Source organism: Collinsella sp. AM10-26, assembly GCF_003472525.1.
GTDB lineage: Bacteria > Actinomycetota > Coriobacteriia > Coriobacteriales > Coriobacteriaceae > Collinsella.
Genome location: NZ_QRMC01000004.1, coordinates 1 through 21,470 on the forward strand (window position 1 = coordinate 1; position 21,470 = coordinate 21,470).

Annotated in this window: 17 protein-coding genes; all 17 read left to right on the forward strand. The window is 60.1% G+C overall.

The features are described from left to right. The first annotated feature begins 162 nt into the window (after positions 1-162). The 17 genes from argF to murB all read left to right on the forward strand — a co-directional run bounded on the left by argF (position 163) and on the right by murB (position 21,464). The gene (argF, locus tag DW123_RS04180) at positions 163-1,158 is read left to right on the forward strand and encodes an ornithine carbamoyltransferase (protein WP_006234279.1); all 996 of its coding nucleotides are present in this window, start codon (positions 163-165) and stop codon (positions 1,156-1,158) included. Between the two features lie 138 nt (positions 1,159-1,296). Next, positions 1,297-2,784, forward strand: a complete 1,488-nt coding sequence (locus DW123_RS04185) for a YfcC family protein (protein ID WP_369831392.1) — start codon at positions 1,297-1,299, stop codon at positions 2,782-2,784. Positions 2,785-3,261: 477 nt separating this feature from the next. Further along, positions 3,262-4,743, forward strand: coding sequence for a DUF1846 domain-containing protein (locus DW123_RS04190; RefSeq protein ID WP_118099318.1), 1,482 nt, complete (start codon positions 3,262-3,264; stop codon positions 4,741-4,743). A gap of 212 nt (positions 4,744-4,955) precedes the next feature. After that, positions 4,956-5,294, forward strand: coding sequence for a hypothetical protein (locus tag DW123_RS04195; protein ID WP_117734940.1), 339 nt, complete (start codon positions 4,956-4,958; stop codon positions 5,292-5,294). Positions 5,295-5,472: 178 nt separating this feature from the next. Next, positions 5,473-7,134, forward strand: coding sequence for a CTP synthase (locus DW123_RS04200; protein WP_117734941.1), 1,662 nt, complete (start codon positions 5,473-5,475; stop codon positions 7,132-7,134). Positions 7,135-7,136: 2 nt separating this feature from the next. Further along, positions 7,137-8,078 carry a site-specific tyrosine recombinase XerD gene (gene xerD / locus DW123_RS04205; RefSeq protein ID WP_199570185.1) on the forward strand — a complete coding sequence of 314 codons (942 nt, stop codon included), beginning with the start codon at positions 7,137-7,139 and terminating at the stop codon, positions 8,076-8,078. Positions 8,079-8,546: 468 nt separating this feature from the next. Further along, positions 8,547-8,975, forward strand: a complete 429-nt coding sequence (locus tag DW123_RS04210; protein ID WP_226802758.1) for a division/cell wall cluster transcriptional repressor MraZ — start codon at positions 8,547-8,549, stop codon at positions 8,973-8,975. Positions 8,976-8,995: 20 nt separating this feature from the next. Next, complete coding sequence (rsmH, locus tag DW123_RS04215; protein ID WP_006234266.1) at positions 8,996-9,961, forward strand: 16S rRNA (cytosine(1402)-N(4))-methyltransferase RsmH; 966 nt, start codon at positions 8,996-8,998, stop codon at positions 9,959-9,961. Positions 9,962-10,051: 90 nt separating this feature from the next. Continuing rightward, positions 10,052-10,522, forward strand: coding sequence for a hypothetical protein (locus tag DW123_RS04220; RefSeq protein WP_118273579.1), 471 nt, complete (start codon positions 10,052-10,054; stop codon positions 10,520-10,522). Positions 10,523-10,704: 182 nt separating this feature from the next. Then, the gene (locus DW123_RS04225) at positions 10,705-12,405 is read left to right on the forward strand and encodes a peptidoglycan D,D-transpeptidase FtsI family protein (protein ID WP_369831509.1); all 1,701 of its coding nucleotides are present in this window, start codon (positions 10,705-10,707) and stop codon (positions 12,403-12,405) included. Between the two features lie 127 nt (positions 12,406-12,532). Further along, on the forward strand, positions 12,533-13,957 hold the full coding sequence (murF, locus tag DW123_RS04230; RefSeq protein ID WP_118273580.1) for a UDP-N-acetylmuramoyl-tripeptide--D-alanyl-D-alanine ligase: 1,425 nt from the start codon (positions 12,533-12,535) through the stop codon (positions 13,955-13,957). A 3-nt stretch (positions 13,958-13,960) separates the two neighbouring features. Then, positions 13,961-14,980, forward strand: a complete 1,020-nt coding sequence (gene mraY, locus DW123_RS04235; protein WP_089571579.1) for a phospho-N-acetylmuramoyl-pentapeptide-transferase — start codon at positions 13,961-13,963, stop codon at positions 14,978-14,980. Positions 14,981-14,989: 9 nt separating this feature from the next. Then, complete coding sequence (murD, locus tag DW123_RS04240) at positions 14,990-16,396, forward strand: UDP-N-acetylmuramoyl-L-alanine--D-glutamate ligase (protein WP_118273581.1); 1,407 nt, start codon at positions 14,990-14,992, stop codon at positions 16,394-16,396. A gap of 36 nt (positions 16,397-16,432) precedes the next feature. Beyond that, complete coding sequence (ftsW, locus tag DW123_RS04245) at positions 16,433-17,926, forward strand: putative lipid II flippase FtsW (RefSeq protein ID WP_118273582.1); 1,494 nt, start codon at positions 16,433-16,435, stop codon at positions 17,924-17,926. Then, the gene (murG, locus tag DW123_RS04250; RefSeq protein WP_118273583.1) at positions 17,916-19,031 is read left to right on the forward strand and encodes an undecaprenyldiphospho-muramoylpentapeptide beta-N-acetylglucosaminyltransferase; all 1,116 of its coding nucleotides are present in this window, start codon (positions 17,916-17,918) and stop codon (positions 19,029-19,031) included. The genes ftsW and murG overlap by 11 nt, the downstream gene beginning before the upstream one ends. A 97-nt stretch (positions 19,032-19,128) precedes the next feature. Continuing rightward, a complete protein-coding gene (gene murC / locus DW123_RS04255; RefSeq protein ID WP_118273584.1) occupies positions 19,129-20,547 on the forward strand; it encodes a UDP-N-acetylmuramate--L-alanine ligase in 1,419 nt (472 codons plus the stop codon). A 5-nt stretch (positions 20,548-20,552) separates the two neighbouring features. Continuing rightward, positions 20,553-21,464, forward strand: a complete 912-nt coding sequence (gene murB, locus DW123_RS04260) for a UDP-N-acetylmuramate dehydrogenase (protein ID WP_006234257.1) — start codon at positions 20,553-20,555, stop codon at positions 21,462-21,464. The last annotated feature ends 6 nt before the right edge of the window (positions 21,465-21,470 follow it).

Below are 21,470 nucleotides of genomic sequence, written 5' to 3' on the forward strand. Positions count from 1 at the left end.
CCGTGGCGGCCCGCGCTGCATGAGCATGCCCTTCTGGCGCGAGGACCTCTAAGTCTTTTCGTTTCCGGTGCGGTCTCCCTACAGCCGCACCGGTTTCGCCCGTCAAACGGGTAGCATTACGTAAGTAATTAAGGAATTCATTTCTTCGAAAGGAAACGAACCATGGGTGTTAACCTCTCCGGCCGTAGCTTCCTCAAGCTTCTCGACCTCACCACCGAGGAGATTGAGTACCTGCTCAAGCTCTCCAAGAACTTCAAGGATATGAAGCGCGCTGGCGTTCCGCACCGCTATCTCGAGGGCAAGAACATCGTTCTGCTCTTCCAGAAGACCTCCACTCGTACCCGCTGCGCCTTTGAGGTCGGCGGCATGGATCTGGGCATGGGCGTTACCTACCTCGATCCGGGTTCGTCGCAGATGGGCAAGAAGGAGTCCATCGAGGACACCGCTCGCGTTCTCGGCCGCATGTATGACGGCATCGAGTTCCGTGGCTTTGCCCAGGACGACGTCGAGGAGCTCGCCGCTAAGTCCGGCGTGCCCGTGTGGAACGGCCTGACCACTGAGTGGCACCCCACCCAGATGCTCGCTGATATCCTGACCGTCCAGGAGAACTTCAACTACGACATCAAGGGCAAGACCCTCGTCTTCATGGGCGACTGCAAGAACAACGTCGCTCGCTCCCTCATGGTTGTCTGCTCCAAGCTCGGCATGAACTTCGTGGCCTGCGGCCCCGAGGAGTGCATGCCCGCCGACGACGTCATCGAGGCCTGCAAGCCCATCGCCGAGGCCAACGGCTGCACCATCAAGCTGACCACCGACGTCAAGGACGGCGTCACCGGTGCCGACGTTATCTACACCGACGTGTGGGTCTCCATGGGCGAGCCCGACGAGGTCTGGGCCGAGCGCATCGCTCAGCTCACCCCGTATCGTGTCACCTCCGAGGTCATGGCTATGGCCAACCCGGGTGCCATCTTCCTGCACTGCCTGCCCAGCTTCCACGACACCAACACCACGATTGGCGCCGAGAAGTGCGAGCAGTTCGGCATCACCGAGCAGGAGGTCACCGACGAGGTCTTCGAGAGCCCCGCTTCCAAGGTCTTCGACGAGGCCGAGAACCGCATGCACACCATCAAGGCTGTCATGTACGCTACGCTCAAGTAAGAGCATCTAGCATCTCGATCGGGGTGCATTGCTGCGCACCCCGAGCGCTTTTGTCTGGTAAAAATCTCGCACCGAGCGACATGCACGGCACGGAAGAGCCGCTTTGGGCGAGATCAGTAAATGATTTATGAAGGGGGGATGAGAACTATGACTGAGACCGCTAAGAAAAAGCGCGGTATGCCTTCATCGTTCACCATTCTTCTTGCTCTGCTGGCAATCGTCGCGGTTGTTACCGTTATCGTCTCCGGTACGTCCGGCGGCGCGGTTACCGCTGCCCGCCTGAGCGATTTCTGCACCGCCCCGGTCAAGGGCTTCGCTGACGCTCTGCCCGTCTGCCTTTTCGTTATGATCCTCGGCGGCTTCCTCGGCATGATGACCGAGACCGGCGCCCTGGACAACGGCATTGCCGTTCTGGTGCAGAAGCTTAAGGGCAATGAGATCATGCTCATTCCCGTGCTGATGCTCATCTTCTCCCTCGGTGGTACCACCTATGGTATGTGCGAGGAGACCGTTCCCTTCTACGCCCTGCTCGCCGCCACCATGATGGCTGCTGGCTTCGACCCCATGGTCGGCGCCGCTACCGTCCTGCTCGGCGCTGGCTGCGGCTGCCTCGGCTCCACGGTTAACCCGTTCGCCGTCGGCGCTGCCGTCGACGCTCTGACCGGCGTTGGCATTGAGGTCAACCAGTCCATCATCATCGGCCTCGGTGCCGTCCTGTGGATCGTTACCACCGCCATGTCCATCGTCTTCGTTATGAGCTATGCCAAGAAGGTCAAGGCCGACAAGGGCTCCACCATCCTTTCGATGCAGGAGCTCAAGGACGCCGAAGAGGCTCACGGCAAGGCTGCTTCCGAGGTTAACAAGGAAGTCAAGCTCACCGGTCGTCAGAAGGGTGTTCTGATCGCCTTTGCCTTCACCTTCGTCGTCATGATCGTCGGCTTCATCCCGCTGGCCGACCTCAACGAGGGCGTCGCCAACTTCTTCGATGCTGGCGCTGTCTATGACGCCGACGGTAACGCCATCGTTCAGGGCTGGTCTGCCCTGATCACCGGCCTGCCCATTGGCCAGTGGTACTTCGACGAGGCTTCCACCTGGTTCTTCCTCATGGCTATCCTGATCGGTATCATCGGTGGCCTGTCCGAGAAGCAGATCGTCAACACCTTCATCACCGGCGCTGCCGACATGATGTCCGTTGTCCTCGTCATCGCTCTCGCCCGTGGTATCTCCGTCCTCATGGCTAGCACCGGCCTCGACGTCTACGTCCTCGACGCTGCCGCCAATGCTCTGGCTGGTCTGTCCGGCGTGATCTTCGCTCCCATGAGCTTCCTGGTCTACTTTGGCCTGTCCTTCCTGATCCCCTCGACCTCCGGTATGGCTACTGTCTCCATGCCCATCATGGGACCGCTGGCTGTTAAGCTCGGCTTCTCGCCCGAGGTCATGGTCATGATCTTCTCCGCCGCCATCGGCGTCGTGAACCTGTTCACCCCGACCTCTGGCGCCATCATGGGCGGTCTTGCCCTGGCCAAGATCGAGTGGACGACCTGGCTCAAGTTTGCTCTTAAGCTCATCGTCGCTCTCTCCGTCGTCTGCGCCGTCATCCTGACCATCGCTTGCGTGATGCTCTAAGTACCCCTTGGGTACCCCACGGAAACCATGACGATCCTGTAAAGGATCACCTGGTCATCGTCTGTCCGGTGGGGTAACCCCACCGGTAGACTCCTACCTTTAGCCTCCTCCCGTTCCGTGCGCGGGGGGAGGCGCACTTATGTTGCGCGGCTCTACGAACCGCGCAACCAGTCGACGCTGCGCGCCGTCCAGAACGACAATTTGTCATTCAAAAGGCAAGGCATGACCAAAAGGTCTATGCCTTGCCTTTTTCATGCCAACTTGTTCGTTCTGGGCGGCGCTCGCTGACATTGCATCTTCCTACGACGTTTCTATTGTTGGCGCAAGGTGGTGCCGTCCCAAATAGACTACCCGGGTTCCTTGCGGTTGCGTGGTGGCGTGTTTGGTTGGTGCCCGTTGTTGGCCTGGCCTTTGGGAAGGGCAGGCTTCGCTATAATCGCGTAGGGACTTAATTGGGAAACGGGACGGGAGCCATACATGCGCCAGGGTTTCGACAATGCGAAGTATATCGAGCTGCAGGCTGCTCATATTAAGGAGCGCATCTCGCAGTTTGGCGGCAAGCTGTATTTGGAGTTTGGCGGCAAGCTGTTCGATGACTATCATGCCAGCCGCGTGCTGCCGGGCTTTGAGCCGGACAGCAAGTTTCGCATGCTCAAGAGCATCGCCGATGACGTCGAGGTCATCATTGCAATCAATGCGAACCATATCGAGAAGAACAAGGCCCGTGGCGACTTGGGTATTACCTATGATGAAGACGTCCTGCGCCTGGTCGATCTGTTCCGAGGGAATGGATTTGCCGTTGCCGCCGTGGTAATCACGCAGTATGCCGGCCAGCCCGCTGCCGATGTCTTCCGCAATCGTCTGAACGCGCTCGGTATTCCCGCCAAGCTGCATTATCCCATCGAGGGCTATCCGCACGATGTCGATCTGATTGTTTCTGACGAAGGCTACGGCAAGAACGAGTTTGTCGAGACCACGCGTCCGCTCGTTGTCGTGACGGCACCCGGCCCTGGCTCGGGCAAGCTTGCCACCTGCCTGTCGCAGCTGTATCACGAGCATGAGCACGGTACCGCCGCTGGCTATGCCAAGTTCGAGACCTTCCCGGTCTGGAATCTTCCTCTGACGCATCCGGTCAATATCGCCTACGAGGCCGCCACGGCAGACCTTGACGATGCCAACATCATCGATTCGTTCCATCTTGAGGCTTACAACAAGACCACGGTCAATTACAACCGTGATGTTGAGGCATTCCCGGTTGTTCGCGCCCTTATGGAAAAGATTCTGGGCGAGAGCCCCTATCAGAGCCCTACGGACATGGGCGTCAACATGGTTGGCTTTGCCATTACCGACGACGATGCCTGCCGTGATGCCTCCAAGATGGAGATCGTGCGCCGCTATTTTGCCGCGGTTGAAAGCGTGCGCCGTACCGGCGTGGGCGACGAACAGGTCGATCGTCTCAAACTCATCATGAAAAAGGCCGGCATCGATAAAAACTATTCGCCGGCGCGCTCGGCTGCCCTCACCAGAGAGCAACTGACGGGCGGTCCCGTGGGCGCCATGGTCATGCCGGACGGTTCTGTTGTGACCGGTAAGACCTCAACGCGCCTGGGTGCCGCGAGCTCGCTGATCATGAACGCCCTCAAGCATGTCTCGGGCGTGGACCTAGAGCTCGAAGTCATCAGCGACGAGGCGATCGAGCCCATCAGCAAGCTCAAGACGCATTTCCTGGGTAGCAAAAACCCTCGCCTCCATACCGACGAGACGCTCATGGCGTTGTCGATCACCTCGGCTACGAGTGAGACTGCCGCCCGTGTCCTTTCGGGCCTGGAGCAGCTCCGCGGCTGCGACGCCTTCTTTAGCGTTATCATCTCGCCGACTGACGAGACGGTGCTGCGCAAGCTGGGCATCAATGTGTGCTGCGAGCCTAAATTCGAGCGTCGTGGATTCTTTCACCGCTAAAACGAGACGATTGGTCTGATTAGGCCGCATGGGGTATATGCCCTATGCGGCTTATTTTATCAACATTGCCTTTGTTTGGGTTAAAAATAGCCCGTTTACCTGCCTATAAGTGATTTGAGCGGTATACAATAACGCTGATGTAACATCCTTTGCGGGATACGCCGGTCGCGCACGGCGCGTTAAATGCTCGTGCTCGGTTTGAGGAGGCTGCTATGGCGGGCAAGGGTCGTGCGAGTGTCAACGATATGAAGCGTGTCGAGGTGCTGGTGTTGATGGAGATCGACCGGCAAACCGAAGACAATGGCGGGCCGTATGGTTTCTCGCGCAAAACGCTTGCCGAGTGCGTGGGGGTTTCGCCGTATCGTGCCCGCGCCGCAATCGATCGCTTGGATTCCGAAGGCATGATTGATGTCGTCTCGCGTTATAGCGATGACGGCGGTCAGCTTGCAAATGGCATTTGCCTCACCGAACGTGGCGAGTGGTATCTAGAGGGCGTCCGTACCGGTATGCTCGTTCAAGAAATGCTTGAGGACGAGGTTGCTGATCGATAGCAGCATGTAACCCTTGCCATAGCGACGCTGCCTGGGACACCGGGCGGCGTTTTGTTTCAAGACTGAGAAATGCAATCGCACGCGAGAAAAATTGCGAACGGTCCGCGGCGCGAGTATTACAATGAAGACCCGTAAGATGTGGATAAACAACTTCTACGGGAAGTGCAGGTAACTCAATATGACCAAGCATGTGTTCGTAACCGGTGGTGTGGTTTCGTCCCTGGGCAAGGGTATTACCGCGGCCTCGCTGGGCCGTCTGCTCAAGTCGCGTGGCTACAAAGTAACGATGCAAAAGGCCGACCCGTATCTGAACGTCGACCCCGGTACCATGAGCCCCTTCCAGCATGGTGAGGTCTTCGTTACCGAGGACGGTTACGAGTCCGACCTGGACCTGGGTCATTACGAGCGCTTTATTGATGAGAACCTGACCCGCGATTCCAACTTTACGACCGGTGCCATCTACAAAAGCCTAATCGCCCGCGAGCGTCGCGGCGACTTTTTGGGCGGTACCGTGCAGGTGATTCCTCACGTCACCAATGCCATTAAGGACAAGTTTCGCCGCATCGAGGAGCAGACCGGCTCCGATGTAGTCATCACCGAGCTGGGCGGCACGATCGGCGACATCGAGTCCCAACCGTTTGTCGAGGCCATCCGTCAGTACCGCAAGGAGGCCGGCCCCGAGAACGTCTGCTACATCCACGTGTCGCTCGTTCCCTATATTGCCGCCGCCCACGAGGTCAAGACCAAGCCCACACAGCACTCCGTCAAAGAGCTCCGCAGCTTTGGTATCCAGCCCGACATCATCGTGCTACGCTCCGATCACCATATTGACGACGCCATCCGCGGCAAGATCGCGAGTTTCTGTGACGTCGACACCGACTGCGTCTTTACCAACGAGGACTGCGCGAGCATTTACGATGTTCCGCAGCTGCTCGCCGAGCAGGACTTTGACCTGCGCATTTGCGAGCGCCTGGGTCTGGATCCGCGTGAGCGCGACATGAGCGAGTGGAACGAGTTCCTGCGCAAACAGAATCACGCCAACCATCACGCCGACAAGGTGAAGATCGCCGTCGTGGGTAAGTACACGCAGCTGCCCGATGCGTACCTGTCGGTTATCGAGGCCCTGCACCATGCGGGCGTCTTCTACGATCGCCATGTGGACGTCCAGCTGGTCGACGGCGAGAGCCTCGACGAGCAGAATGTCTCCGAGGTTTTGGGCGACGCCTCGGGCATCCTGGTCCCCGGCGGCTTTGGCAAGCGCGCCCTGGAGGGCAAGATCCTCGCGGCCGAGTTTGCCCGTGAGCACAAGATTCCGTATCTGGGTATTTGCCTGGGTATGCAGGTGGCCGTGTGCGAGTTCGCCCGCAACGTCGTCGGCCTTGCCGGCGCCAGCTCCTCTGAGTTCGATCCGGACGGCCCGTTTAGCGTCATCGATCTGATGAGCTCGCAGGAGGACGTGACCGAGAAGGGCGGCACCATGCGCCTGGGCGCCTATCCGTGCAAGCTCGCCGCCGATACCCTTGCTCGCGAGGCATATGGCGAGGAACTCGTCTACGAGCGTCACCGTCACCGCTTTGAGTTCAACAACGCCTTCCGCGACCAGCTCGAGGACGCCGGCTTGGTTATCTCTGGCCTCTCGCCCGACGAGCGCTTGGTCGAGATGGTCGAGCTGCCGCGCGATGTGCATCCGTGGTATGTGGCAACCCAGGCTCACCCCGAGTTCAAGAGCCGTCCGACCAACCCGCAGCCGCTGTTCCGAGAGTTCGTGCGTGCCTCGATCGGTCGGCACGAGGGTGTCGATCGCCTGCAGGTGACGCCCATGAACCTCGCTACGGACTAAGGGTGCCGGCGAACAAAGAACATACCGGAGCTACTCCCTCGTCGCTCGCCGTGGCGGCGGGGGAGTATCTCGATTACCTCGCGGTCGAGCGGGGTTTGGCGCGCAACACGATTGCGGCCTATCGTCGTGACCTGACGACGTACTGCGCCTATCTGGAGCGGGCGGGTATTGTGTCTTTTGAAGAGGTGACCCGTCAGGTCGTGGAGGGCTTTGTCGCCGACCGTCGCGATGGGGGCTATTCCGATGCCTCGGTGGAGCGTGCGCTTGCGGCAGTGAAGGGCCTGCATGCCTTTTTGGTGCGCGATGGGGCTGTGGCCCAAAATCCAACGGCGGCGTTGCGCCTGCCTAAAAAGGCTGAGCGTTTGCCGGAGTATCTATCGGTGGAGGATGTCTCGGCGCTGCTCGATCAAGACTTCCCCGAGGGCGAGATGGGCTTGCGCGACCATGCCATCTTGGAAGTGCTCTACGGATGCGGTTTGCGTGTGAGCGAGTTGGTGGGGCTCGATGTGGGCGATATCCATATCGACGATGGCTTTGTGCTCGTTCGCGGTAAGGGCTCAAAGGAACGCCTGTCCCCGCTGGTGGGAAGCGCGGCGCGAGCTCTGACGCTCTATGTAACTGAGGGGCGTACTCGCTTGGCGGCCCATGCCCGCGGAACCGAGACCTCGGCGGTCTTTTTAAATAAGAACGGCCGCCGTCTGTCGCGCCAGGGCATCCATGCCATCTGTGAGCGCTATGGGCGCCAGGTGGGGCTGGTGGGGCTCCATCCCCATACGCTGCGTCACTCCTTTGCCACCCATATGCTTGCGGGCGGCGCAGACCTCCGTGTGCTACAGGAGATCTTGGGACATGCCGATATATCGACCACGCAGGTCTACACGCATGTCGATCGTACGCAACTGACCGAGGTCTATCTGGCGGCGCATCCGCTGGCGCATCGTTAGCACATCGCTGACCTGCAAATTAATAGGTATTTGGGAACGGGCCCCAGATTGCCGCGGCGTGCTTTTGCGCGTGCATGGGCAATCTGGGGCCCGTTCTATTTTTCGCCACATGTCGTCGCGGTGGTGGGCCGCACGTGCCTTGGGTGGGGGAGTTTGGGGGCGATGTGAACGGCATGTAAAGGGACGCAAAAATCGCCTCAAGGTCAACTTGAAGGTTGAGGATGAACGGCGGGGGGCCACAGGTGGCATCCCGCCGTTGCTGTAAACACAACATATTGTGTTTTCGAACATATGATTGGGGGTGTTTTGCAATATATGGTGGGTGGAGTGGTGGGGCGGAGTGGGGGAAGAGGTGGGGAAAGGTGTTGAAAAATGGGGCGGTTCCCCATATTATTAATGACGTCGACAGGCGGGGTGGTTCCCCGCGTACGTGCCATCTGAGTAACCGAGGGGAGGGCGCACATGGGAATGACTGGCGCATACGAGCGCAATCTCGATGCAAAAGGCCGTCTGTCCCTGCCTGCACCCCTTCGCGAGGAGCTTGGAGAGCACGTTCGCGTGTTCAAAGCCCTGGATGTCGATGCTCTGTACGTGTTCTCTGCCGAGGCCTTCGATAAGTGGGTCGAAGGACTCTTCGCGGGTCGTGAGGGCCACGAGGGTTTTAACCCGCGCGACATCAACGACCAGAAGCTCATGAGGGCGATCAACAAGCGCACCACGTCGATGGACGTGGACAGCGCCGGTCGTATCGGTCTTTCCGAGTCTCTCCGCAAGCAGGCGAACCTCGACCGCGAGGTCACGGTTGTGGGCAACTACGACCACCTTGAGGTTTGGGATCGCGCCGCGGCCGATGAGGACGATGACGACGAGGCTCTGCTGGACCTCTTCTTCTCGTAAGGGCAAGGCACGGGTAACGGATGGAGCGTGGGATCTTGACACAAGAATATCGGCATGAACCTGTCATGCTCGGCGAAGTGCTTGAGTCGCTGCGGCTAAAGAGCGGCTCCGTTGTCTGCGATTGTACCCTTGGCGGTGCCGGCCATTCGGTAAAGATGGCTGCGCAGGTGGGGGAGACGGGCCTTTTGCTCGGCGTCGATCAGGACGACATGGCCCTCGAGGCCGCTGGCGCCCGTCTGGACCGCGAGGTTCCCGGTGTTCCGCACCAGCTGCTGAAGGGCAACTTCGGCGACTTGGACGAGCTGCTTTGCTCGGCCGAGGTGCCCGGGGTCGATGGCTTCCTGTTCGATTTGGGCGTTTCGTCACCGCAACTCGATATCCCTGGCAGGGGCTTTTCGTATAACGAGGACGCCCCATTGGACATGCGGATGGATCCGGGTAATAACACCTTAAACGCAGCTGAGGTCATCAACACCTATAACGAACACGACCTCGCCCGGATTCTACGCGTCTACGGCGAAGAGAAGTTCGCCTCGCAGATCGCGCGCGAGATCGTGCGCCGCCGCGAGCAAGAACCGATCGAAACCACCGGCCAATTTGTCGAGATCATCAAGGCGGGTATCCCGGCTGCCGCTCGTCGGCATGGCGGACACCCGGCCAAGAAAAGTTTCCAGGCCATTCGCATCGAGGTTAATCACGAACTCGATGTGCTCGAACGAGGGCTTGATGCCGCCACCAGGTGGCTCAACCCGGGCGGACGTATCTGCGTCATCTCGTATCACTCGCTCGAGGACCGTATCGTAAAGAACCACTTTAAGGAGATGAGCCAGGGGTGCACGTGTCCGCCGGAGATTCCGGTGTGCGTGTGCGGCAACGTGCCGATACTCAAGGTCATCACCCGCAAACCCTTGGTTGCCCAGCCTGATGAGGTTGAGCGCAACCCTCGGGCGAGATCAGCCAAAATCCGCGTGGCGCAGCGTCTGTAGGCGCGACCGCGCGATATTGGACCTCCCGCTCGCACCATAAACGAAGCTTAAACACACTACCAACGTACTCGGGATGGGAGGCGGCATATCATGGGCTACAACACTTCAAGCGCAGCACTTGCCTATGATATGAACGCCATGCCCGCCTATCGTGAGACACCGCAGGTCCCCGTTGCTCCCCGTGAGCAACGCACGCCGCGCTTTGATGTCTACACGGGCGCGGGCCGTCAGGCAAACCAGGCGGTAAGCCCGGTTTTCATGAGCGTTCTTAAAACGTTTTGCATCATTGCGGCTATCTTCATGACGATCGGCGTCGCCCGCGTGGCGCTCGCCGGCGTTACGGCCCAGGTGCTCAACAGCAACGCCGAGCTAACCAACACGCTCGAAAAGGCGACCGATGAGAGCTCCGACCTGGAGGTCATGCATTCGGTCTATGGCGCCGACACGCGCATTCGCGACCTTGCGGGCGCCTATGGCATGGTGGAGCCCAGCGAGAGCGTTACACTTGACTTTTCGCAGGATGCAGCCGCGGGCGCCAACGCGACCGCGACCGCTCAGTAGCAAGACGGTAGCTGAGTATGACAAATGACTATCGCCGCGGTTCCGATGGGGGCCGCGGTTCTGGACGTCCCTCGTCGCGGGGACGTTCTGGTTATCAAGGAACGGGTCGGCAATCTTACAACGCCGGGCGGTCCCGTGGCAACGACCCGGCGTCGCGACTTCGCGGCTCGGGCGGCCCTCAAGTGCATAACACCAGGTCGCGCAAGAGTTCGTCGACCGAATGGCTCACAGGCACGCCGCTGCCTCGCCGCAAAGCCGTCATGGGATTCATTGGGCTTGGCTTGGGCTTGGGCGTCTTTCGCCTTGCCGACTATCAAATTGTCGAAGCCGATAAGCTGCGCGAGCGTGCCGATGCGCGGCGCCTGCTTGCGCAGACCCTCTATGCCAAACGTGGCACCATCTACGACCGCAACGGTAACGTGCTGGCGTCGTCGGTCGAATGTCGCAACATCGCCGTGAACCCGCAGCTTGTCGAGGATGTTGACAAGACGGTGTCGGCGCTGGTCAAGGCAACTGGAATCGATAAAAAGACCTGCCGTAAGCTCGTCGAGTCCGATGGAACCTGGGTGTATATCAAGCGCCAGGTGGACGAAGACGATGCTGCGGCGCTGGAGAAGAAGAACCTGCCCGGCGTGCTTTTTGAGCAGGCCATGAAGCGCGTATATCCATACGGCAATCTGGCATCGCAGGTGCTGGGTGTAGTGAATGTAGACAACGACGGCTTGACGGGTCTCGAAAAGCAATACAACAAGCTTTTGACCGGCACGAACGGTTCTCTCGTACGCGAGCGCGCGAGGGACGGCAGCTATATCGCGGGCGGTGCCTATAAAAAGGTGGCTGCGGTCGACGGCGTTGATATCGTGACGACGCTCGATGTCAATATCCAGCGTACGGCTGAGGACGCTCTGGCAGAGGCTGTCGAGAAGACAAAGGCCAAGAACGGCTCGGCTTTGGTCACCGACCCCACGACCGGCGAAATTCTCGCCGCCTGCTCGTATCCGACCTACGACCAGACCGATTTGGAAAACGCCAAGACCGAGGATATGAACCTGCGCCTGGTAACCGACGCCTACGAGCCCGGCTCGGTCTTTAAGACACTCGTGGCGGGCGCCGGCTTCGACTTGGGCGTAGTGCGATCGAGTACGTCGTTTGAGGTGCCGGCGAGTATCAAGGTGGGCGACGATACCGTCACCGATGCCGACAAGCGCGACTATGCCATGACCATGGATGTGCGCGAGATGATGCGCCGTTCGTCCAACGTGGGCTTTGTCCTGGTGGGGCGCAAAATCGGTGCCGACGACTTTGCCGCCTATGTGGACAAGTGGGGCATCGGTCACAGCTCGGGTGTCGATTTTCCGGGCGAGAGCCTGGGCATCGTCAAGGAGCGTGACCGGTATGACGGCGCCACGCTGGGCTCGATGAGCTTTGGGCAGGCGCTGTCTGTCTCGCCGATTGAGATCGCACGTGCCGTGGGCGGCATCGCCAACGGCGGCGTGATGATGACCCCGCACTTCTATAAGTCCAGCAAAGGCGACGAGAAGGACTGGGGCGAAGGCGAGCGCGCGATTTCGGAGGACGCCGCATCGCAGGTGACATCGTGCATGCAGACGGTCGTGTCCGAGGGAACGGGCGTTGGCGGTGCGGTTGACGGCTATGACGTGGCGGGTAAGACCGGTACGGCCGAACGTGCCGACGAGAACGGCGGCTACCTCAAGGAGAACTACATGTCGTCCTTTATGGGCTTTGCGCCGGCGCAATCGCCCAAGGTGCTGTGCTATATCACGCTCGACGGAACGCCGAGCGGCTCAGATGCCGCTGCGGTGCCGTTCCAGTCCATTATGGCCAACGCGCTCGACGTGCTGGGTATCCCGCGCACGAAGTAGGGGGTTACAATCTTTGGGGCGTGGTTTGTTGTCCCATATGAGGGGTGTTCACATGCCCTGCACCACGCATGCGTTGCGCTGGGATACAATACGCCGATAGCATTATTAGGTTTACAGGGGAGCTGCAATGATAGAGATCGCCGTCAACAACCTCGCGGCCGCAACAGGGGCCCGAACCGTGACGGGAGAAGTCGATCGGGTATGCCGCGGGTGCGTTATCGACTCGCGCCAGGTCGAGGAAGGGACGATTTTCGTCGCCTTTCCCGGTGAAAACGTCGACGGCAATGATTTTGCTTCCCGTGCCGTCCAGTCGGGTGCCGGCGCCGTCGTGATGACGCGTGAGCCCGAGGCCGAGCTGGTCTCGCTGGCGCAAGACAAGGGCTGTGCCATCCTGCTGACCGATGATCCCGAGGAGTTTCTGCTGCGTTTGGCGCACGCGTATCGCCTGGAGCTTGGCTGCCTGGTCGTTGGCATTACCGGTTCCATCGGCAAGACGACGACCAAGGACGTGCTCGCCGCTGTACTCGCCAAGCGCTATCGTGTCTGGGCCACCAAGGGCAATTTCAATAACCTGATCGGCATGCCGCTCACGGTGCTTTCCGCCCCGGCCGATACCGAGGTCCTGGTGCTCGAGATGGGCATGAACCATTTCCACGAGATCGAGCGCCTGTCCCAGTCCGCCAATCCCAACCTTGCCATCGTGAGCAAGATCGGTACCTCTCATATCGGTATTTTGGGCAGCCGCGAGAACATCGCCCGCGCTAAGGCCGAGATTGTCCAGGGCATGTGCGCCGCCGGCGACTATTTGCCGCTGCTGGTTTTGGGCGGCGAGGACGACTTTACGCCGTTCATTCGCGATACGTTCGCCCAGCCCGCTGGTATCGACGTGATGCTTGCCGGCGTCTCGGACGATGATGAGATCCGTGCCCGCGACATTCGTGTTGATGACGAGGGCCGTCCGGTCTTTACGCTCGATTTTGGCCAGGGCGAGACGATCGATACCATGCTTGCCATCCCCGGCGTGCAGTCCGTTCCAAATGCCGTTAAGGCCGCCGCGGTTGCCTATCGCCTGGGTGTGACGCCCGAGCAGATCGATGCTGCCTTTAGGGGCCTCGCAATCACCGGTCACCGCCAGGAGATCAAGCGCGCCAAGAGCGGTGCACGCATCATCGATGACTCCTATAACGCTAGCGCCGAATCGATGGCTGCCGGTCTCGATCTACTGTGCTCGCTTTCGTGCACGGGGTCTCGCATGGCGATCCTGGGCGAGATGGGCGAGATGGGCGATGAGGCTCCTCGCATGCATGAGCTCGTGGGCGCCTATGCCGCCGCCAAAAAGCTCGACATGCTGGCGTGCGTGGGTGGTGAGCTGGCCCAGCTTATGGCCGATGCCGCGCGCATGATGGGCATGGACGAGGACCGCATCCAGGTGTTCTCCGATTATCAGCAGGTGCTCGACCGCATGGGCGGCGCGCTTGAAAAACATGATGTTGTACTGGTCAAGGGTTCCCGCTTTGTTGAGCTCGACCGCTTTGTGGAAGGTGTGTGCTAGCCCATGTTCGGCAATCCCTCGTATCCAACGTATCAGGCTTTTTTGGGGCTTGGCATCGCCGCCGCCATTGCGCTGCTGCTCATGCCGTGGTGGATCAAGCTGCTCAAGGTTGAGGGTATCGGCCAGCAGGTTCGTGCCGACGGCCCCAAGCGTCATTTGGTTAAGCAGGGAACGCCCACCATGGGTGGCGTTGTCATCCTCGTCGCGATCTCGCTGACCTGCCTGCTGATGGGCAAGCTCACCACCGAACTCGTGCTCGTGCTGCTCGCCACGCTGGCGACCGGCGTGCTGGGCCTGATCGACGACCTGACTTCCGTTACGCATGGGCGCTCGCTCGGTCTGACGCCCCATGCCAAGATGATCGGCCTAACCATTATCTGTGTCACCTTTACGGTACTTGCCGTCAACTGGTGCGGCGTCGCCCCCGAGATTCGTTTTCCCGGTGGGTTGACGATCGACCTTGGCGTGCTTTCGACTACCATCTGCGGCTATTCGTTCCCGTGGCTCTATATTGTCTTTTGCTGGCTGATGATTGCCGGTCTTTCTAATGCCGTGAACCTGACCGATGGCCTTGACGGCCTTGCTGGCGGCACCTCCATGATCGCCATGCTCGCCATGGCTGCCATGGCGTTTTTGCACGGAGACGTGAACCTGTCCATCTTCTGCACCGCGTGTGCCGGTGCCTGCTTGGGCTTTCTGTGGTTCAACTGCTATCCGGCGAGCATCTTTATGGGCGATACCGGATCGCTTGCCCTGGGCGCCGCGTTTGCCTGCACGTCCATCATGACCAACACCGAGGTCGTCTCCCTCATCATCGGCGGCCTGTTTATCGTTGAGACCCTTTCGGTCATGATTCAGGTCGTCTACTTCCACTTTACGCACAAGCGCGTCTTCCTTATGGCGCCCATCCATCATCATTTCGAAAAGAAGGGCTGGGCCGAGACCAAGGTCGTCATCCGTTTTTGGATTATCGCTGCGGCCTTTGGTGCCGTTGGCCTTGCTCTGTTCTTCCAGTTGGGATAGTGGTCTTTCATGCCTCTTGCTGATGTCTTTAGCCTGCTCGTTTTGGGTCAGGGCAAATCCGGTCTCGATGTCGCCCGCTGGGCGCTGGCGCATACCGAGCGCGTAAGCGCCGTTACCGTGTATGGCGGCGGCACGTCTGAGCCCAATGACGCCACGCGTGCGCTCGAGGCTGCTGGTGTGTCGTTTGTCTATGGGACCGAACAGGTCGAGGGCGCCTATGACGTATGCGTGACGTGCCCGGGCATCTCGGAGTTCTCGGGCTTCTTTAAGGCCGGGCACGAGCATGCCGCCCAGATTATGGGTGAGCCCGAGTTTGCCTATCGCCTGTCGCCCGATAACTGGATTGCCATTACGGGCACCAACGGCAAGACGACCACCACGTCGCTGACTGATTATCTGCTCAAGGCTGCCGGCGAGGCCAGCGTAGCTGTCGGCAACATCGGCGAGCCGCCGGTCAACGAGATTGACGGCCGAGCCCACAACGAGTGGTTTGTGGCTGAGCTCTCGAGCTATCAGATTGCTACGACCACCGAGCTCCACCCTCGCGTGGCGGTGCTGCTCAACATCACTCCAGACCACTTGGGCTGGCATAAGAGCCATAAGAACTACGCGCTTGCCAAGGTCAAACTGTTTGACAATATGGGCGATGACGATCTGGTGGTTGTCGACGTCGAAGACGCCGGCATTCACGAGTTCGATGAGTACATCTACACGCCGGGTCGTCGCATCTGCAAGGTTGCCTTTGACGAGCCTGAGGGCGAGGATGTCGCCTTTGTGCGCGATGGCAAGATGATCGTGCGCCTGAAGGGCGTCGAGACCCCGCTCATCGCTACATCCGAGCTCAAGATCTCGGGTCATCACAATGTTATCAATGCCCTGTGCGCTGCCACGGCTGCCCTGGCAGTCGGTGCCGATGTCGATGGTGTCTGCCGCGGCCTGGCCTCGTTCCAGCCGCTCGAGCACCGCGTGGAGCCGTGTGGCGAGATTGACGGCGTGCGCTACGTCAACGATTCCAAGGCGACCAACACCGATGCGGTCGAGAAGGCCCTGACGGCATTTCCCGATGACGACGTGATCTTGCTGCTCGGCGGCCACGATAAGGGCACGCCGCTCACGGACTTCGCGCGCGTCGTTATGGATAACGTACGCTCGGTCGTCTGCTTTGGCGATGCACGCGAGCGCTTCACCGCCGCTATGGACGAGGCCGATGTCGATGGCGATGTGGATATCGCCCAGGCGGATGACCTACGCGACGCCGTGGACGTTGCCCGCTCGCTGTCGAGCCGTGGCGACGTGATCTTACTTTCTCCTGCCTGCTCTTCGTTCGATGAGTTCTCGGGCTATGAGGAGCGCGGCCGCGTGTTTAAGGACTATGTGGCCCAGCTTGCCGCTGCGGCGAAATCGCAAATGGAATAGGGGCTGCCGGTGAGAGAGGAGAGCCCCCGACAAGGTATGAGGAGGCCCGACTCGGACCGTGCTTCCTCGCGGCGCAGCAATCCGCGTTCCGGTCGCGGCGGGCAGACGTTTAGCGAACGCTATATTGCCGGCGTTCCCGCCCGTATCATGCGCCCCCGTTTGATATTCATGGCCTGCCTGTTTACCTTGGTGTGCTTTGGCCTGCTGATGGTGTACTCGGCATCTTCGGTCGAGGCGCTGCACGAGAATGGCTCGGCGACGTTTTTTTTGGGTCGACAGGCCGCGTTTACCGCGATCGGTGTTCTAGCGCTGATTGCCATCGTGCGCGTTTTGCCGGACAGCTGGTTTGGGGAGGATGTGCTCAGGATCTTCCTTATCGGCATGATGCTCTTGCTTCTGCTGGTTTTCTTGGTGGGCAGCGGCAGCCGTGGCGCCACGCGCTGGCTCAACATCGCCGGCATTCAGTTCCAGCCTTCCGAGTTTTTAAAGCCATTTGCCATCGCGTATTCGGCCATCATGCTCGACCGCTTCTTTTCGCCCGGTGGCAACATCAACGAATTCCTTCTCAAGATGGGCATCTACCTGGGCATTTCGCTCTTTCTGATCTTTATCCAGCCCGATTTCGGTACCGTCCTGATCATCCTGTTGACCCTCATGTGCATGGCGTTGTTCGCGGGTCTCGACCCCAAATTCATCCTCGGCGTGATAATCTTCGGCATTCTCGTGATCGTGATTGCGCTTGTTGCAGAGCCGTACCGTATGGTGCGTATTCAGGTTGCCTTGAACCCTTGGGCCGACGAGTATGGTGACGGCTATCAGGCCACGCTTGCCATCATGGCCTTTGCCTCGGGCGGCCTGTTCGGCCGTGGCATCGGCAACTCAACCATGAAGTATTCGTATCTGCCCGAGGCGCACAACGACTACATCCTGGCCATCATTGGCGAGGAGGCCGGTTTTGTCGGAACCGTGCTGTTCTTCTTGGTGTTTGCGATGCTGATCTACTCGGCGTTTCGCATTGCCGAGCAGGCGACCGACCGTCGCGGAGCGCTTATGGCGTCTGGCTCCGCGGTCATCCTTGCGGTGCAGTTTTTGATCAACGCGCTGGGCATTCTCAATGTGTTTCCCATGACGGGCAAGCCGCTGCCGTTTATTAGCTACGGCGGCTCGTCGATTATTGTGTCGCTTATGCTCGTCGGGTTGATCCTGCGCGTTTCGTACGAGAGTGCCCGCCGCGATGAGCATGACCGCCGCCGTGAGAGCTTTGCCGTTATGGACGAGAGCACCGCCGGCGTGCCCCACGTGCGCGGTGAACGACCTTCGCGTAGCGGCTTTACCGTTCTGGATGGTTCTGCATCCGAGCCGGTAGCCCGTCCACGCCCGCGAACGGCTCCGCAAGGTCGTCCGCAGCGCCCCAGCCCTCGCAACGCGGGCGGCGGATATAATCGAATCGATTTGAACTCGGACCCGTCGGCGCGTCTGCGCACCGACGACCAGGGACCGCGTGTACGAAGGGACTACCATGACCGATAAGATGACCGTTGCTATTGCAGCCGGCGGCACGGCAGGACACATCAACCCTGCGCTCGCCTTGGCCGAAGAGCTGCGTGACCGTGGTCACTACGTTGTGTTCGTGGGCCAGTCGCGCAAGCTCGAGGGTCGTCTGGTCCCCGAGGCCGGGTTTGATTTTGTGCCCATTACGGTCACGGGCTTCGACCGCTCCCGTCCTTGGACGGCGCTGACCTCGCTGTGGCGTGTCAACAAGGCCAAGCGTGCGCTCGCCAGTTATTTCTCAAAGGTCGGCAAGCCCGATGCCGGCATCGGTTTTGGTGCCTATGTCGAGGTTCCGCTGCTGGGGTGGTGCAAGGGCGCGGGCGTTCCGTATCTGCTGCATGAGCAGAACTCTGTTCCGGGCCTGGCCAACAAGATGATGAACTCCCACGCCGCCCGCGTGTGCATCTCGGTGCCGGCAGCGCGCGCGGTCTTTGAGCGCGAAGGCGACCCTGACCATGTGCTCATGACCGGCAACCCCGTACGTCGCTCGGTGATCGAGGGCGATCGCGCTCGCGGCCGCAAGGCACTTGGCGTTCCCGAGGACGCTACGCTGCTGCTCGTCTTTGGCGGTTCACTTGGCGCCCAGCACCTCAACGAGCGCGTGGTTTCGCTCAAAAACGAGCTGCTTTCGCGCAAGAACCTCTATGTGTTGCATTCGACGGGTGCCGACGGCTTTGAGGAGACCGAGCGCGCTTTGGCGCTGACGCCCGAGGAAGCGAAGCGTTACCGCGTCCAGCCTTACATCGACAACATGGGCGATATGCTGGCTTCTGCCGATTTGGCGCTCTCGCGTTCGGGCGCATCGAGCGTGGCCGAGATCGCTGCGCTTGCCGTGCCCTCGGTGCTCGTGCCGTATCCGCATGCGACGGCCGACCACCAAACCACCAATGCCCGTTATCTGGTCGACGCCGGGGCCGGCGTACTCTGCGCCGATGCCGATATCGACGGTTCTGCCTTTGCCGATGAGCTGCTGCACCTGGTCGATGATGCGTCGGCGCGCGACGCCATGCGTCAGGCGGCGCGTGGTCTGGCTCAGGATAGGGCCGTCGCTCTTCTGGCGGATGCGGTAGAGGGTTTGCGTTAGTTAGACGGGATATCGTCGGTCGCCCTCGCGCTGATGCGGTAGGTGCGGTACAGTTAACGGGTTACAGGCAGTGTTTACGCAAGGAGTACACGAGCACATGGCTGATTCCCAGACTGCAACCTCCGCGCCCAAGTTTAAGAGCGCCCACTTTATCGGTATCGGCGGCGCCGGCATGAGCGGCATCGCCCTCGTTCTGCACGAGCGCGGTTATGCCGTTACCGGCTCTGACCTTAAGACGTCACGTTATATCCGCCAGCTTACCCGCGCTGGCGTGAAGGTGCATGTGGGCCATGAGGCCGCCACGATCGACGAGGTCAAGCCCGACGTGGTTGTTGTCTCCACCGCTATTCCGGAGTCCAACCCTGAACTTGTGCGCGCTCGCGAGCTTGGTATTCCCGTGTGGCCCCGTGCCAAGATGCTCTCTGCTTTGGGCCACGGCTACACCACCGTCGCTGTTGCCGGCACGCATGGCAAGACCACCACGTCTTCGATGTGCGCCACCATGCTCGACCGCATGGGCCTGGATCCGAGCTTCTTGATCGGCGGCATCGTCGAGGGCTATGACACGAACGGCAAGAACGGCTCGGGCGACTACTTTGTCGCCGAGGCCGACGAGTCCGACAGCTCCTTCCTGTTCCTGAACCCCAACGTGGTCATTGTGACCAACGTCGAGGCCGACCACCTCGATCACTACTCGGGTATCGAGGAGATCGAGGCAACTTTCGCCAAATTCATGAGCCTGGTGGGCGAGGACGGCACCGTCATCGTCTGCGGTGAGGATCCGCATCTGGTCGAGCTCGCCAAGTCGACGGGCCGTCACGTGCTTTCCTACGGCTTTGCCGAGAGCAACGATGTCGTCTGCGTGCATCCGGATGTCAAGGGCATCCAGAGTGACTTTATCGTTCGCTTTGAGGACGGCACTGAGCAGGCTGTGGAGATCAAGAGCAATCCCGGTCGCCACAACATGCTCAACGCCACGGCGGTGCTCACCGTCGCCCATGTCCTGGGCCTTGACATCGACGCCGCCGCCAAGGCGCTCTCGAGCTTTGAGGGCGTCCGCCGTCGTTTTACCCACGTGGGCGATATCGATGGCATCACCGTGGTCGATGATTACGGCCATCACCCCACTGAGATCAAGGCGACGCTTGCTGCCGCTTCGTCGCTGGGCTACAAGCACGTCGACGTCGTATTCCAGCCGCACCGCTATTCGCGCCTGCAGGCCCTGTGCGACGACTTTGCCGATGCATTTGCCAATGCCGATAAACTGCTGCTGATCGATGTGTTCTCGGCTGGCGAGATGCCCATTCCGGGTGTCACCTCTAAGATGCTCGCCGATACCGTGCGCGCCAAGCATCCTGGCAAGGAGGTCGTGTACTGCTCCAGCCGTCTTGAACTCAATCAGGAGCTCGAGCAGATGGTGGGCGAGGGCGACCTGCTGCTCACCATGGGTGCCGGTGACGTTACGACCGTCGGTCCCGAGTTCATCGAGTATCTGACTGCCAAGAAAGACGCTTAAGTCAAATGGGTCTGTTTAACGCCGTCATGGCGCTCTCGGGCATGATCGACACGGATGTGATCGAGGACGAGCGCCTTGCGCGTCATACGAGCTATCGTATCGGCGGCAAGGCCGACCTCTTCGTGACGTGCCATAGCTATCATGCCCTCCGCCGCGCCGTGGCGGTGCTCGATCGCGAGCAGGTGCCGTGGGTCATCATCGGCAAGGGCTCCAATCTGCTAGTTGCCGATGGCGGTTATCGCGGTGCCGTCATTTCGCTCGGACGTGAGTTTCAGCGCACGGTTGTTGCCGATGACGGCTGTACGCTGACGGTCGGTGCGGGCGTGATGTTTGCGCGCCTGGTCAACGATGCCCTGTCGCGTAGCCTCTCGGGCCTTGAGTTTGCCGTTGGCATCCCTGGTTCGGTCGGAGGTGCGATATCTATGAATGCCGGCACACGGACCGAGTGGATTGGCTCGCTGGTCGAGGATGTCGTAACGTTTGACCCGGCATCCGGTATCAAGCATTATGCGGGGTCCGAGATCACTTGGGGCTACCGCGAATGTAGCCTTCCCCGCAATGAGATTATCCTCGAGTGCGTGCTCAAGCTTAAACCGGCGCCCAAGGCCGACATTCGCGAGCGCATGGAGCGGTACCTGACGAGGCGCAAGCGTACACAGCCCATGGGTCGCGCATCCTGCGGGTCGGTCTTTCGCAACCCGCCCGATGCGAGTGTGGGCAAGCTTATCGAGGATTGTGGATTAAAGGGTTTTTCGATTGGCGGCGCGGAAGTATCGCCCGTTCACGCTAATTTTATCGTTAATAACGGAACTGCCTCGGCCGATGACGTTGCCGCGGTTATCAGACATGTGCACGGAAAGGTGAGGGAGGCGTATGGCATCGAGCTCAGACCGGAAGTTAAATTCCTCGGCTTCTAGAGCATC